Below are 944 nucleotides of genomic sequence, written 5' to 3' on the forward strand. Positions count from 1 at the left end.
CCGCTGACCGTGTCGGGCAGCGGCTGGTGGTCGGCGCGCTACCGGCCGCGGGCGGCGGTGAGCAGCCCCAGCAGGGCGAGCAGCGTCCAGGCGGTGAGGTAGACGAACGCGGCCGTCGGGGACAGCGTGGTCCACAGGACGCCGGCGATGGCACTGGCGGTGAGGTTGCCCAGTGACTGGACGGTGGCCAGCAGCCCGAACGCCGACCCGCGCAGGTCGGCCGGGGCCAGCGCGGCGACGGCGGCGTGCTCGGCGGTCTCCACGCAGCCGATCGCGACCCCGGCGGCCAGGAAGCCCGCGACAAGTACGGCCAGGCCGTGGCCACCGGCGGCGAACAGGAGGTAGGCGGCGGCGAACAGCGCCACCCCGGCCGCGAGCACCCGCACCGGGCCGCGGGGACCAAGGCGGTCCCCGAGCCGGCCCGCGGGCAGCGACGCCACCGTCGCCGCGGCGTTGTAACCGACGTACAGGCCGAGCGCGAGCTCGGTGGCCCGAGTGTGGCCATGGCCGGGTTCGAGTAGTTCGGTGGCCCGCAGGATCAGCAGGGTCGCGGCGACGTTGCCGGCCTCGAACGCCGCGACCGACCCGAGCAGCCGGCCCAGGCCGCCGGCGAGCACCGGGCGCACGCGGATCCGGATCGGCTGGCGGTCACGCTGACGCAGGGGCGGGGCGTGGCGGATCGCGTAGACGATCGCGGCGGCCGCGAGCAGCCCGGGAATGACCGAGAGGCCGATCGCGAGGCGGGTGCCGACGGCGGCGACCAGGCCGAGGGCGAGCAGCGGCCCGCCGATCGCGCCGAGGTTGTCCATCATCCGTTCGAAGCCGTAGGCCCGGCCGTAGCGGCTGGCGGGGACGAGGTCGGCGAGCAGGGCGTTGCGGGCCGGGACCCGCAGCCCCCGTCGACGGAGGTCAGTCCACTGACCGACCCTCGCGCGACGTACTCA

1 protein-coding gene is annotated in these 944 nt (G+C 76.2%); it reads right to left on the bottom strand.

The features are described from left to right. Positions 1–38: 38 nt before the first annotated feature. Positions 39–893, bottom strand: coding sequence for an MFS transporter (locus MXD58_RS25655; protein ID WP_284678866.1), 855 nt, complete (start codon positions 891–893; stop codon positions 39–41). Positions 894–944: the final 51 nt, after the last annotated feature.

The organism is Frankia sp. AgKG'84/4, from assembly GCF_023242965.2.
Taxonomy (GTDB): Bacteria; Actinomycetota; Actinomycetes; order Frankiales; family Frankiaceae; genus Frankia.